Origin of the sequence: Pseudomonas sp. UMAB-40 (genome assembly GCF_900095275.1) — a bacterium.
GTDB lineage: Bacteria > Pseudomonadota > Gammaproteobacteria > Pseudomonadales > Pseudomonadaceae > Aquipseudomonas > Aquipseudomonas mandelii_B.
This window is the reverse complement of the sequence record NZ_LT607555.1, coordinates 41,281-53,947: the sequence shown is the minus strand read 5'-3', so window position 1 is coordinate 53,947 and position 12,667 is coordinate 41,281. Positions and strand designations below refer to the sequence as shown.

Genomic DNA, 12,667 nt, shown 5'->3' with positions numbered 1-12,667 from the left:
CGCCAGCGCAAAGTGCTGATCCACATTAACAACACCAATCCGATCCTTGATGAAGACTCGGCTGAGCGCGCGTTGCTGGCGCGGCGGGGGATTGAAGTGGCTTTTGATGGCATGAGTATTGAGCTGTAGCGAAGGGCCCCATCGCGGGCAAGCCCGCTCCCACAGTGTTCAGTGCGCGCCGAAAATCCCTGTGGGAGCGGGCTTGCCCGCGATGAGGCCCGACCAGACAACACCGAACCCAGCGGTTGTTCCCCGGAGAACCACCATGACAGACCAACCCATGTCCCCCGTCGAATTCGAGCAAGCCCTGCGCGCCAAAGGCGCCTATTACCACATTCATCACCCCTTCCACCAAGCCATGTACGCCGGCCGCGCCACCCGCGAGCAGATTCAGGGCTGGGTCGCCAATCGCTTCTACTATCAGGTAAACATTCCGCTCAAGGATGCCGCGATCCTCGCCAACTGCCCGGACCGCGACGTGCGTCGTGAATGGCTGCAACGCATCCTCGACCACGATGGCGTGCCTGGTAGCGAAGGCGGCATTGAAGCCTGGCTGCGTCTGGGTGAAGCGGTGGGGTTGGACCGTGAGCAAATCCTTTCTCATGAACGGGTGCTGCCCGGCGTGCGGTTCGCCGTGGACGCCTACGTCAATTTCGCCCGTCGCGCCTGTTGGCAGGAAGCGGCCAGCAGTTCGCTGACCGAACTGTTCGCGCCGCAGATCCACCAGTCCCGTCTCGACGCCTGGCCCACGCATTACCCGTGGATCGACCCGTCCGGTTACGACTATTTCCGCACGCGCCTGAGTCAGGCGCGGCGCGATGTCGAGCATGGTTTGCGCATCACCCTGGCGCACTACGTCACCGTCGAAGGCCAGCAACGCATGCTGGAGATTCTGCAGTTCAAGCTCGACGTGCTGTGGAGCATGCTGGATGCGATGAGCATGGCCTACGAGTTGGGCCGTGCGCCGTATCACACGGTGACCACGGAGAATGTCTGGCACCGGGGGATCGCCCTGTGAACCTGATCGAACAGCCACCCGGTCCGCCCTTGTGGTTGTTGGCCGAGCTGACCTATCGCTGCCCGTTGCAATGCCCGTATTGCTCCAACCCGCTGGATTTCGCCCAGCAAGGCGAGGAATTGAGCACCGAAGAATGGATTCGGGTGTTCCGCGAAGCCCGGGAGATGGGCGCGGCGCAACTGGGTTTTTCCGGCGGTGAGCCGTTGGTGCGCCAGGACTTGGCCGAGCTGATCAAAGCCGCGCGGGACATGGGTTACTACACCAACCTCATCACCTCGGGCATCGGCCTGACCGAGCAGAAAGTCCGCGACTTCAAGGTCGCCGGGCTGGACCACATCCAGATCAGCTTTCAGGCCGCCGACGAGCAGGTCAACAACATGCTCGCCGGCTCGCGCAAGGCCTTCGCCCAGAAGCTCGCCATGGCCCGGGCGGTGAAAGCCCAGGGTTACCCGATGGTGCTGAACTTCGTCACCCACCGGCACAACATCGACCAGATCGCGCAGATCATCGACCTGTGCCTGGAACTGGAGGCGGATTTCGTCGAACTGGCCACGTGTCAGTTCTACGGTTGGGCCGAGCTCAACCGCGTCGGCCTGCTGCCAACCCGCGAACAATTGCAGCGCGCCGAGCGCATCACCAACGAATACCGCGAGCGTCTCGAGGCCCAGGGGCATCCCTGCAAACTGATCTTCGTCACCCCGGACTACTACGAAGAGCGTCCCAAAACATGCATGAACGGCTGGGCCAACCTGTTTCTCGACATCACCCCGGACGGTACAGCGTTGCCTTGCCACAGCGCCCGCCAGTTACCGGTGGAATTTCCCAACGTGCGCGAGCACAGCGTCTCGCACATCTGGACCGAATCCTTTGGCTTCAATCGCTTTCGTGGCGATGACTGGATGAAAGAGCCGTGCCGTTCCTGCGATGAAAAGCACAAGGACCTGGGCGGCTGCCGCTGCCAGGCATTCATGCTGACCGGCGATGCCGAAAATGCCGACCCGGTGTGCAGCAAGTCCGCGCACCACGGGGTGATTCTCAAGGCTCGCGACGAAGCGGATGCGCCGGGGCAGGGTATGGAGCATCTGACGTTGCGTAACGAGAAGGCTTCGCGGCTGATCTATCGCGGATAGCCCACCCTGCACACAACCCCCTGTAGGCGCCGGCTTGCTGGCGATGAGGCCCGCGAGCCATACGTCGCCAGTGCGGCCGCCATCGCCAGCAAGCCGGCGCCTACAGGGGATCTGCGGTGAATGGGGACCAGCCATTGGTCTGATTGCATTCGCGTCGGGATGGGTTAGTGTGGTTCTACCTTCAAAACAATAAAAACAGGCTTTCCAATGAGCCAGAGTCTCAGCCAGCTGCGTAAATTCGTTTCGCCTGAAATCATCTTCGGTGCCGGTTGCCGGCACAACGTCGGCAACTGCGCCAAGACCTTTGGTGCGCGCAAGGTGCTGGTGGTCAGCGACCCCGGTGTGATTGCTGCCGGTTGGGTGGCCGATGTCGAAGCCAGCCTGCAAGCCCAGGGCATCGAGTACTTTCTCTATAGCGACGTGTCGCCCAACCCGCGGGTCGAGGAAGTCATGCTCGGCGCCGAGCTGTACAAGGAAAATCATTGCGATGTGATCGTCGCGGTCGGTGGTGGCAGCCCGATGGATTGCGGCAAAGGCATCGGCATCGTCGTCGCCCACGGCCGCAACATCCTTGAGTTCGAAGGCGTCGATACCATCCGCGTGCCCAGCCCGCCGTTGATCCTGATTCCGACCACCGCCGGCACCTCGGCCGATGTCTCGCAATTCGTGATCATTTCCAACCAGCAAGAACGCATGAAGTTCTCCATCGTCAGCAAGGCCGTGGTGCCGGACGTGTCGTTGATCGACCCGGAAACCACCCTGAGCATGGACCCGTTCCTGTCGGCCTGCACCGGCATCGACGCGCTGGTGCATGCCATCGAAGCGTTCGTTTCCACTGGTCACGGGCCGCTGACCGACCCGCACGCACTGGAAGCGATGCGCCTGATCAACGGCAACCTCGTGCAGATGATCGCCAACCCGACCGACATCGCCCTGCGTGAGAAGATCATGCTCGGCAGCATGCAGGCCGGTCTGGCGTTCTCCAACGCGATCCTCGGCGCGGTGCACGCGATGTCCCACAGCCTCGGCGGCTTCCTCGATTTGCCCCACGGCTTGTGCAATGCGGTGCTGGTGGAACACGTGGTGGCGTTCAACTACAGCTCGGCACCGGATCGCTTCAAGGTGATCGCCGAGACCCTGGGCATCGATTGCCGTGGCCTCAATCACCGGCAGATTTGCGGGCGGCTGGTCGAGCACCTGATCGCCCTGAAACACGCGATCGGCTTCCATGAAACCCTGGGTTTGCACGGGGTCAGCACCGCCGACATTCCGTTCCTGTCGCAGCACGCCATGCACGATCCGTGCATTCTCACCAACCCGCGCGAATCCAGTCAGCGTGATGTCGAGGTCGTCTATGGCGAAGCCCTCTGACGAGCAGCAACGCGCGCTCGCCGGGCTACTGGGACTGGGCAGCCACTCGGCGCGCAATAGCCATTACCCGGAACTCGCCGCACGGCTGGACGAGCTGGAAGCCGAGCGCAATCGCTACAAGTGGCTGTTCGAAAACGCCGTGCACGGGATCTTCCAGGCCAGCCTGTTGCAAGGCATGCGCGCCGCCAACCCGGCGCTGGCGCGGATGCTCGGCTATCAGGACCCGCAAGAGGTGTTGTTCTCGCTGGCGGACCTGGCGAGCAACCTGTTTGTCGGCGGTGCCCGGGAGCTGGAAAACATCGGCGAAATCCTCCGCCACCAGGGCAGCCTGCACGGCTATGAAACCCAATTGCGGCGCAAGGATGGCAGCAGCCTCGATGTGTTGATGAACCTTCTGCTCAAACCCGATCAGGAAGGGCTGGTGGAGGGTTTTGTCGCCGACATCACCGAACGCAAACTCGCCCAGCAGCGCCTGCAACAACTCAATGACGAACTGGAGCAGCGGGTGACCGCGCGCACCGACGAATTGCTCGAAGCCAATCGCAACCTGCAACAGCAAATCACCCAGAGTAAACAGATCGCGGAAGCCTTGCGCGACGCCCGGGACGCCGCCGAAGCCGCCAACCGCAGCAAGGACAAATACCTCGCAGCCGCCAGCCATGACTTGCTGCAACCGCTCAACGCCGCGCGTTTGCTGATCTCGACCTTGCGCGAGCGCAAATTGCCGGACGTCGAGCAGGTGCTGGTGGAGCGCACGCACCAGGCGCTGGAGGGCGCTGAAGATTTGCTCACCGACTTGCTGGACATTTCCCGGCTCGATCAGGCTGCCGTCAAGCCGGATGTCGCGTTGTACCGCCTCGACGAATTGCTCGCGCCGCTGGTCTCGGAGTTCCAGTCGGTGGCTGAGGCCGCCGGGTTGAACCTGCGGGTGCACATGGGCGATTACGCGATTCATACCGACTTGCGTTTGATGACGCGGATCTTGCGCAACTTTCTCAGCAATGCCTGCCGTTATACCGATGAGGGTAGCATTCTGCTGGGGGCCAGGCGGCGCGGCGACATGCTGCGCCTGGAAGTGTGGGACACCGGGCGCGGGATCGCGGCCGACCGGCTGGACTCGATCTTCCTCGAATTCAATCAACTGGATGTCGGGCGCGCCGCCGACCGCAAAGGCGTGGGGCTGGGGCTGGCGATTGTCGAGCGTATTGCGAAGATTCTCGGCTATAAAATCGGCGTTCACTCACGGCCGGGACGCGGTTCGATGTTCAGCATTGACGTGCCGATTTCCCATGAGGTTCCGCTGCCGATCAGTCTGGCTGCGCCGCAGCCGGGCACGGGTAATCCGCTGCCGGGCCGGCGCCTGCTGGTGCTGGACAACGAAGTGAGCATTCTGGAGAGCATGAGCGCGCTGCTCGGGCAGTGGGGCTGCGAGGTGGTCATTGCCACGGATGAGCACTCAGCGCTGGCGGCCCTGCAGGGACGGGCGCCGGAACTGATTCTGGCGGACTACCACCTCGATCACGGGGTGGTGGGCTGCGATGTGGTGCGGCATTTGCGCGAGCATTTCAGCCAGACGATTCCTGCGGTGATCATCACCGCCGACCGCACTGACCAATGTCGGCGCTCGTTGCAGCGACTTGGCGCGCCGCTGCTGAATAAACCGGTGAAACCCGGCAAGTTGCGTGCGGTGCTGAGTCAGATGTTGGGGTAGTCGAGAGGGCGATAGTGCAGGCTCAAACCCAGTTCGGTGGATTGACCTTGCTCCAGCAGACGCAGCCCCGGCCGACCCGGCAAGTGGTGGGCGTTGACCGGATGGCTGACCGGTTCGATGCAGAAAAACCCCAGGCCCACCGGGCAGTAGAGCAGGTAGTAATCGCTGCCGGTGGCCTGGCATTCCAGTTCATAACCGAGCTCGGGCTGCTGGATCAGGCAATGACCGTCCCATGTGCAGAAACCGTTGTCGACCAGCGTGTCCGGCAGCGTTTTGAGCTGATGAAAGTCCCACTCGGCGGGCACGTCCATCCGTTCGGTCGGCAGTTTCGATTGATCGCATAACCAGACTTTTTCCGCCTTGGCCTGTAGCCGGGTGTTGGCGGTGCGCGGAAAGTACGGGTGCAGGCCGAGCCCATGCCACGCAGGGTGTTTGGCCAGGTGGGTGACGTGCAGATCGATACTCAATCGGCCCTCTTTCAGATGAAACCGCTGCCGGGCGCGATAGGCGAAGGGTGCAGCGCTGTTGAGTTGCAGGACGACTTCGTCATGGGTCTGCGACATCACCTGCCACGGTTGTTGCCAGGCACTGCCGTGAATCGGCAGCGGATCGGTGAGGCTGTTGGGCGTCAACGCGAGCCAGCCATTGGGGCAGTCAAAACCTCCTTCGGCGATGCGGTTAGACCAAGGGGCCAAGGGATAGCAACCGAGTTTGCCTGGCAGGCCGGTGTTCAGCGCGTGGGCGTCGTTGTGGCGCAGCAGCGGTTGCCCGGTGCTGCGAACAGTCCAGTTGACAACGCTGCCGCCGAGTTCGGGGGCGAGGGTGAGGTGGGTGAGATCGTCTGTGAGTTCTAGAATATTTGGCGCCATGATTTTCCTGCTAATGAAGTGCTTTTGTGGCGAGGGAGCTTGCTCCCGTTCGGCTGCGAAGCAGTCGAGAATCCAGTCAACTTGGTTTGTCTGACCGAATGCAGGGGGCGGCTTCGCCCCCCAGCGGGAGCAAGCTCCCTCGCCACAGGGAGTCTTGCCCGACACCGGTTTTACAACACCAGATTCGGCAACCACAGCGACAGCGCCGGAATGTAGGTCACAGCCATCAGCACCAGGAACAGCACGCCGTAGAACGGCAGCAGCGCTTTCACGGTTTTCTCGATACTGACTTTGCCCACGGCCGACCCCACAAACAATACCGCGCCCACCGGCGGCGTAATCAACCCGATTCCCAGGTTCACCAGCATGATCATGCCGAACTGCACCGGGTCCACGCCAATGCCCAGAATCACCGGCATCAGGATCGGCGTCAGGATCAGGATCAGCGGCGCCATGTCCATCACGGTGCCGAGCAGCAGCAACATGACGTTGATGCACATCAGGATCACGTAACGGTTGTCCGACAGGGTCAGGAACATCGTGGTGATCTTCGACGGAATCTGCATCAGCGTCATGATGTAGCCGAAGCTCGCTGCGAAGCCGATCAGGATCATCACGATCGAAATCGTCCTCACCGTGCGGTGCATCAGTTTCGGTAGCTCGCTCCACTTGTAGTCGCGGTAGATGAACATGGTCACGAAGAACGACCACAGCACCGCAATCGCCGCCGATTCGGTGGCGGTAAAGATGCCCGACAAAATGCCGCCGAGGATGATGACCATCGCCATCAGGCCCCACATCGCTTCGCCGCAGATTTTCAGTGCCTGTTTCAAGGGAATGACTTCGCCCTTGGGGTAGTTGCGCTTTTTCGCGAAGATCAGGCACAGCACCATCAGGCACGCGCTCATCAGCAAACCCGGGACCACGCCGGCCATGAACAGCGACGCAATCGACACCGTGCCGCCCGCGGCCAGGGAATAGAGCACCGAGTTGTGGCTTGGCGGGGTCAGCAAGGCTTGCACCGAGCCGCTAACTGTTACGGCCGTGGCGAATTCACGGGGATAACCACGGCGTTCCATCTCTGGAATCAGCACCGAACCGACCGAGGCCGTGTCGGCCACCGATGAACCGGAGATCGCGCCGAAGAACGTCGAAGCCATGATGTTGACCAGCGACAAGCCGCCACGCACAAACCCGACCAGCACACCGGCAAAGGCCACCAGCCTGCGGGACATGCCGCCCTCGGCCATGATCGCGCCGGCCAGGACGAAGAACGGAATCGCCAGCAAGGAGAATTTGTTCACGCCGCCGGCGACCTGAATCATCAGCGCCTGGAACGGGATGTCGATCCACCACGCACCGATCAGGGCGGAAAGCCCCAGTGCATAGGCGACCGGCATGCCGATCAGGATCAACGCAATAAAACTGCCCAACAGAATCAACGCGTCCATTCAGGCAGCCCCTTCGCTTTCTTCAACCAGGTCGAAACGCACGACCCGACGGTTGCTCTGGTCACCGAGCAAGAGTTTTTCCAATACAAAGATCAGCGTCAGCAACCCGCCAATCGGGATCGGCATGTAGGTGATGCCGACGCGCAACGTCGGCATCGCGCTCATGAACTGATTCCAGGTCGACAGGCACAGCTTGGTGCCCCAGATCGCCATGAACAGGCAAATGGTCGCCATCAACAGCTGGGAGAAAATACTCATGGCTCTGCGCAACTCGGGGGCCATGCGATCAGTGAGCATCGCCACCGCCATGTGCGCACCGGCGCGGTAACTGGCCGCGGCGCCGATGAAGGTGAAGACCATCATCAGCAAGATGGCGGTGGGCTCCGGCCAGCTGGAGCCGGTGCCGAGTACGTAGCGGGCGAAGACGCCCCAGGGAATGATCAGGGAGATCGTCAGGACCGACAGACCGGCGACCCAGATGCAGGTCATGTAAATCCTGTCGTTGATGCGTAGCAGCAGATTCTTCATCGTGTTCCACCGTAACCGGGCGCGCGCTGACATACACCAACGTCAACGGCGCCGGGCCTTTCATGAGGGCAGGGAGGGTTACTGAACGGCTTCGATGCGCTTGATCAGGTCGGCGTAAGGCGCGCCGTATTTCTCGCGGATCGAGGCGGTGGCCTCATAGAAAGGTTTCTTGTCGACGGTGATGAATTCGACGCCAGCGGCCTTGAGTTTTTCTTCACTGCTGGCGGATTTCGCGTCCCACAAGGTGCGCTCCTGCGCCTGTGCGGCCTTGGCGGTTTTCTTCACCAGGACTTGCTGCTCGGGGGTGAGTTTGTCCCAGGTGATTTTCGACATCACGATCGGCTCAGGCAGGATCAAGTGGCCGGTCAGGCTGTAGAACTTGGCGTTCTGGTAGTGGTTGTGTTCAAGCAGGGTCGGCGGGTTGTTTTCCGCGCCATCGATCACGCCGGTTTGCAAGGCGCTGAAGATCTCGCCGGTGTCCATCGCAATGCCGTTGCCGCCCATGGCGTTGATGGTTTCGATGAACATCGGGTTGCCTTGCACGCGGATTTTCATGCCCTTGAGGTCTTCAAGTTTACGCACCGGTTTTTTCGTGTAGATGTTACGCGTTCCACCGTCCATCCAGGCCAGGGCGACCAGGTTGAATCCGGAGTTGGTGATCTTGTCGAGAATCTCGTCGCCGACGTCACCGTCGATGACTTTGCGCATGTGCGCCTGGTCGCGGAACACGAACGGCATGTTGAACACGTTCACGTCCGGCACTACCGGCCCGACGATGCCGAGGCTGACCCGGGCCATCTGGATGGCGCCGACCTGAGCCTGTTCAACCACTTCTTTTTCCGAGCCGAGCACACCGCCGGCGAACATCTTGAAGGTCAGGGTGCCGTTGCTGTCGGCCACCAGGGTTTTGCCCAGTTGTTCCTCGGCCACTACGGTCGGGTAACCAGCGGGGTGGATGTCGGCGAATTTGATTTCCAGCGCCTGGGCGGCACTGCTGAGGGTGAAGGCCAAGGGGAGTGCAGCGGCGAGCAAGGTGCGTTTGAAGTCCATTGGGGGTGTCTCCAGTTTGTTATTTTTTTTGTATTCAAGGCGCAGCGGTGCAGCAGAAGCGGTTAAAGCAGGTCGTTGAACAGCGGTTCCGGTAAACCTTTGACGCCGGGATTGAGCGCGAACACGCCGCCGGCCAATGATTGCGGGTCATGGTCGTCACCGGGGCGAATCGAGGTCACGAACAGCGTGTCCAGTCGACGGCCACCGAAGGCGCACATGGTGGGTTTTTTAACGGGGACGGCGAGGGATCGGTCCAGTCGGCCGTCCGGGGTGAAGCGGTGAATCAACCCGGCGTCGTTGGCACAGATCCAGTAGCCGCCTTCGGCATCGACCGCAGCGCCGTCCGGGCGGCCGGGGAATTGATTCATGTCGACAAACAACCGCCGATTGGATGGCGTGCCGCTGTCGAGGTCGTAATCGAAGGCCCAGATCTGCTGGACCAGTGGATGGGAATCAGACAGGTACATCGTCCGGCCGTCCGGGCTGAAGCCCAGGCCGTTGGGCACAATGAAGCCGTCGAGTCGCGCTTCAAGCGGCCCGCGTTGCCCGGCGCTGTAGCGATACAACGTGCCATCGGCGGCGTTGGCGCCCATGTTCAGCACCATGCTGCCAGCCCAGAAACGGCCCTGACGATCACAGCGACCGTCGTTCAGGCGCATGTCGACGCGGGCATGTTCAACGTGGGCCAGCAGTTCGCTGTCGAGGCTGCCGTCGTTGTGCGGCTGCAAATGGAAGAAGCCGCTTTCCATCCCGGCCACCCAGCCGCCATCGCGGTGACGGGCAATACAGGCGAGCATTTCCGGGGCTGTCCAGGCATCGACATGACCGCTGTCGGCGCTCCAGCGTTGCAATCCACCGGCAGGAATATCCACCCAATAAAGGGCGTTTTCCTCGTGGACCCAGACCGGGCTTTCACCGACCGCGTTACGGGCATCGACAATCAGTTCGGCTTGCATGGCAACTCATTCCCTTGGGTTTTTGTTGTGGGGATCAAGTGAAGTCAGCGGGTTCAGTCACCGAACGGGCCGGACGCCACAAACGCGCCACCCTGGTAAACCATGGCCGGGTCATCCGCGGCGGGCATCGGCTGCGCTTCGACTTTTTCGCGGAACACTTCGGAGCTGTCCTGCGGCGCATAGCCCAAGGCGGTCGCGAAACGGTTGTCCCACCAGACGTTCTTGTTGTCGGACATGCCGTAGACCACGGTATGGCCAACGTTCGGCGCGTACAGCGCGCGTTCGAGCAATTGGGTCAGGTCGCCGAAGCTCAACCAGGTGCTCATCATTCGGCGGTTTTGCGGTTCCGGGAACGAGGAGCCGATGCGGATGCTCACGGTCTCGATGCCGTAGCGATCGAAATAGAAACTGGCCATGTCTTCGCCGTAGGACTTGGACAGGCCGTAGTAGCTGTCCGGGCGGCGAGGGCAGTGGGCGTCGATGGTTTCGCCTTGCTTGTAGAAACCGATGACGTGGTTGGAACTGGCGAAAATCACCCGCTTCACCCCATGGCGGCGTGCGGCTTCGTAGATGTGGAAGACGCCGCAGATGTTGGCGCCGAGGATTTCTTCAAACGAGCGCTCCGTCGATACGCCGCCGAAGTGCAGGATCGCGTCCACGCCGTCGACCAACTGGTGCACGGCTTGCTTGTCCGCCAGATCGCAGGTGACGACTTCTTCGCGATCATCGATGGCCGGGGACATGTCGGCGATGTCCGACAGGCGAATGACGTTGGCATAAGGGCGCAGGCTTTCGCGCAAGACTTTACCGAGGCCACCGGCGGCACCGGTCAGCAACAGGCGATTGAAAGGGGCTGTGGAAGTGGTGGTCATGGGAGTCCCTGAGTGCGCAATTATTGTTGTAGGTTGTCGTATGACTTTGTCGAAGTATCGTAAGGCTTTCCGAGTCTTGTCAACGCGACTTTGGTTGAAAATGACGGAGGGTCATCGCAGTGCTGCATCGCTCTGTACTTCACACTGACCCTGTGGGAGCGGGCTTGCTCGCGAAAGCGGTGTAATGAGCGAAATGGATGTTTCCTGGCACACCGCTTTCGCGAGCAAGCCCGCTCCCACAGGTTTGAGCCAGCCAGAACAAACGCCTTACAACAACGAAATCGGGTAGCTGATGAAAATGCGGTTTTCATCGAATTCGTTGGTGCTGAAGCTCTTTCGAATGGTCGCGTTGCGCCATTTGACGTTGAGGTTCTTCAGCGGGCCGCTTTGCACGGTGTAGGCCAGTTCCGATTCGCGGCCCCATTCCTTGCCATCGGTGATCGCCCCGGTGTGCACGTTATCGCCGCTGATGTAGCGGTTCATCATCGTCAGGCCGGGAATGCCGAGGGCGACGAAGTTGTAGTCGTGGCGCAACTGCCAGGATTTTTCCTTGGCGTTGTCGTAGCTGGAGTTGTAGCTGTCGTTGGCCAACGTGCCCCCGCTGGTGCCGTTGACCCGCATCCAGACATCGTCGCCACTGAGTTTTTGCAGGCCGACGTAGAAGGTGTTGCCACCGTATTTGGCCGAGAGCATGGCGAACGCGGTTTTGTTGTCGAGGTCGCCGGCGAAGGCGCTGCCGTCTTCCTTGCCGATGAAATAACCCAGGTTGGCGCCCAGGGTCCAGTCGCCGATAGGCTGGCTGTGGCTCAGGTTGAAATATTGCTGCTGGTAAATGTCGCTGAGTTCCGAGTACCAGACGCCGACCTGGGTGCGCTTGTCGTTGAACGCGTATTCGCCGCCGCCGAAGTTGAAGCGGTCCGAGGTGAATGCGGCCTTGGTGTTCATGGACATATCTTCCATGCTCGCATCGTTGCGCGGGCTGTTCTGGCGGAACTGGCCGCCGTAGAGCGTCAGGCCGCTGATCTCGGTGGAGGTGACCTGGCCGCCACGGAAGGTCTGCGGCAGCGAGCGGCCGTCGTCGGAGCGCAGGATCGGCAGCACCGGCATCCATTCCCCGACCTTCAGTTCGGTCTTCGAGATTTTGCCTTTGAGGGCCACGCCCATGCGGCCGAAATTGTCGGCAGGGCGGCCGTCGTCGTGGATCGGCAACAGCTGTGTACCGCCCGTGCCTTTACCGCCGTCGAGTTTTTGCGAGTACAGGCCCAGCACATCCACGCCGAAACCGACGGGCCCCGGGGTGAACCCGGACCTGGCGTCGAGGATGAAGTTTTGCGTCCATTCCTCAGCCTTGCTCTGGGGATAGGCCGGGTTGGTGTAATTGCGATTGATGTAGGCGTTACGCAGGTTCAACGTGGCTTTGGCGTCATCAACGAAACCTTCTGCATAGCTGGTCATCGGCAAGGCAAAGGCCAGGCCGCTGCAACCGATCAGGCTCAGGGTAGTGCGGCGTACAAAGGTCGGGCGAGGGGTGCTGGCGAAGGAATTGCGGACGAGTTTGCTCACAGTGAAGCTCCCTTTTTTCTTGTTGTTTTTATTTTTTGTCATACGTCGTCGTACAACATTGCGGCGATTATTTGCGGGGCTTTCAGGGATTGTCAATCAGAAGTTATACGATGACTTGACGAGTTGTCGTCGAATCCCTGTGGGAGCG

11 protein-coding genes and 1 pseudogene are annotated in these 12,667 nt (G+C 60.9%); 5 read left to right on the top strand and 7 right to left on the bottom strand.

Annotation, left to right across the window (positions count from 1 at the left end; genetic code table 11):
* From K0F88_RS08460 to K0F88_RS08440, 5 genes and pseudogenes are all read left to right on the top strand, one after another.
* Window positions 1-129, top strand: a pseudogene (locus tag K0F88_RS08460) (pyrroloquinoline quinone biosynthesis protein B); the annotation flags it as partial.
* A gap of 136 nt (window positions 130-265) precedes the next feature.
* Entirely contained in the window at window positions 266-1,018 is a 753-nt protein-coding gene (gene pqqC / locus K0F88_RS08455; RefSeq protein WP_094471969.1) for a pyrroloquinoline-quinone synthase PqqC, read from the top strand.
* The gene (pqqE, locus tag K0F88_RS08450; protein ID WP_010455116.1) at window positions 1,015-2,148 is read left to right on the top strand and encodes a pyrroloquinoline quinone biosynthesis protein PqqE; all 1,134 of its coding nucleotides are present in this window, start codon (window positions 1,015-1,017) and stop codon (window positions 2,146-2,148) included. The genes pqqC and pqqE overlap by 4 nt, the downstream gene beginning before the upstream one ends.
* 207 nt (window positions 2,149-2,355) lie before the next feature.
* On the top strand, window positions 2,356-3,519 hold the full coding sequence (ercA, locus tag K0F88_RS08445; protein WP_094471970.1) for an alcohol dehydrogenase-like regulatory protein ErcA: 1,164 nt from the start codon (window positions 2,356-2,358) through the stop codon (window positions 3,517-3,519).
* Entirely contained in the window at window positions 3,503-5,230 is a 1,728-nt protein-coding gene (locus tag K0F88_RS08440; RefSeq protein WP_219094819.1) for a NahK/ErcS family hybrid sensor histidine kinase/response regulator, read from the top strand. Before ercA ends, K0F88_RS08440 begins: the two co-directional genes overlap by 17 nt.
* Here the strand turns inward: K0F88_RS08440 and K0F88_RS08435 are convergent.
* The 7 genes from K0F88_RS08435 to K0F88_RS08405 form a co-directional block, all read right to left on the bottom strand.
* Complete coding sequence (locus K0F88_RS08435) at window positions 5,215-6,099, bottom strand: aldose 1-epimerase (protein WP_219094818.1); 885 nt, start codon at window positions 6,097-6,099, stop codon at window positions 5,215-5,217. The two genes, K0F88_RS08440 and K0F88_RS08435, sit on opposite strands and share 16 nt — an antisense overlap.
* Before the next feature lie 170 nt (window positions 6,100-6,269).
* Complete coding sequence (locus tag K0F88_RS08430; protein WP_094471973.1) at window positions 6,270-7,550, bottom strand: TRAP transporter large permease; 1,281 nt, start codon at window positions 7,548-7,550, stop codon at window positions 6,270-6,272.
* Window positions 7,551-8,078 (bottom strand): TRAP transporter small permease, encoded by a 528-nt coding sequence (locus K0F88_RS08425; RefSeq protein WP_094471974.1) that lies wholly within the window; start codon window positions 8,076-8,078, stop codon window positions 7,551-7,553.
* A 78-nt stretch (window positions 8,079-8,156) separates the two neighbouring features.
* On the bottom strand, window positions 8,157-9,128 hold the full coding sequence (locus tag K0F88_RS08420) for a TRAP transporter substrate-binding protein (RefSeq protein WP_094471975.1): 972 nt from the start codon (window positions 9,126-9,128) through the stop codon (window positions 8,157-8,159).
* Window positions 9,129-9,190: 62 nt separating this feature from the next.
* Entirely contained in the window at window positions 9,191-10,084 is an 894-nt protein-coding gene (locus tag K0F88_RS08415) for an SMP-30/gluconolactonase/LRE family protein (RefSeq protein ID WP_219094817.1), read from the bottom strand.
* Window positions 10,085-10,137: 53 nt separating this feature from the next.
* The gene (locus K0F88_RS08410; RefSeq protein ID WP_219094816.1) at window positions 10,138-10,956 is read right to left on the bottom strand and encodes an NAD(P)-dependent oxidoreductase; all 819 of its coding nucleotides are present in this window, start codon (window positions 10,954-10,956) and stop codon (window positions 10,138-10,140) included.
* Window positions 10,957-11,223: 267 nt separating this feature from the next.
* Complete coding sequence (locus tag K0F88_RS08405; RefSeq protein WP_219094815.1) at window positions 11,224-12,519, bottom strand: OprD family porin; 1,296 nt, start codon at window positions 12,517-12,519, stop codon at window positions 11,224-11,226.
* Window positions 12,520-12,667: the final 148 nt, after the last annotated feature.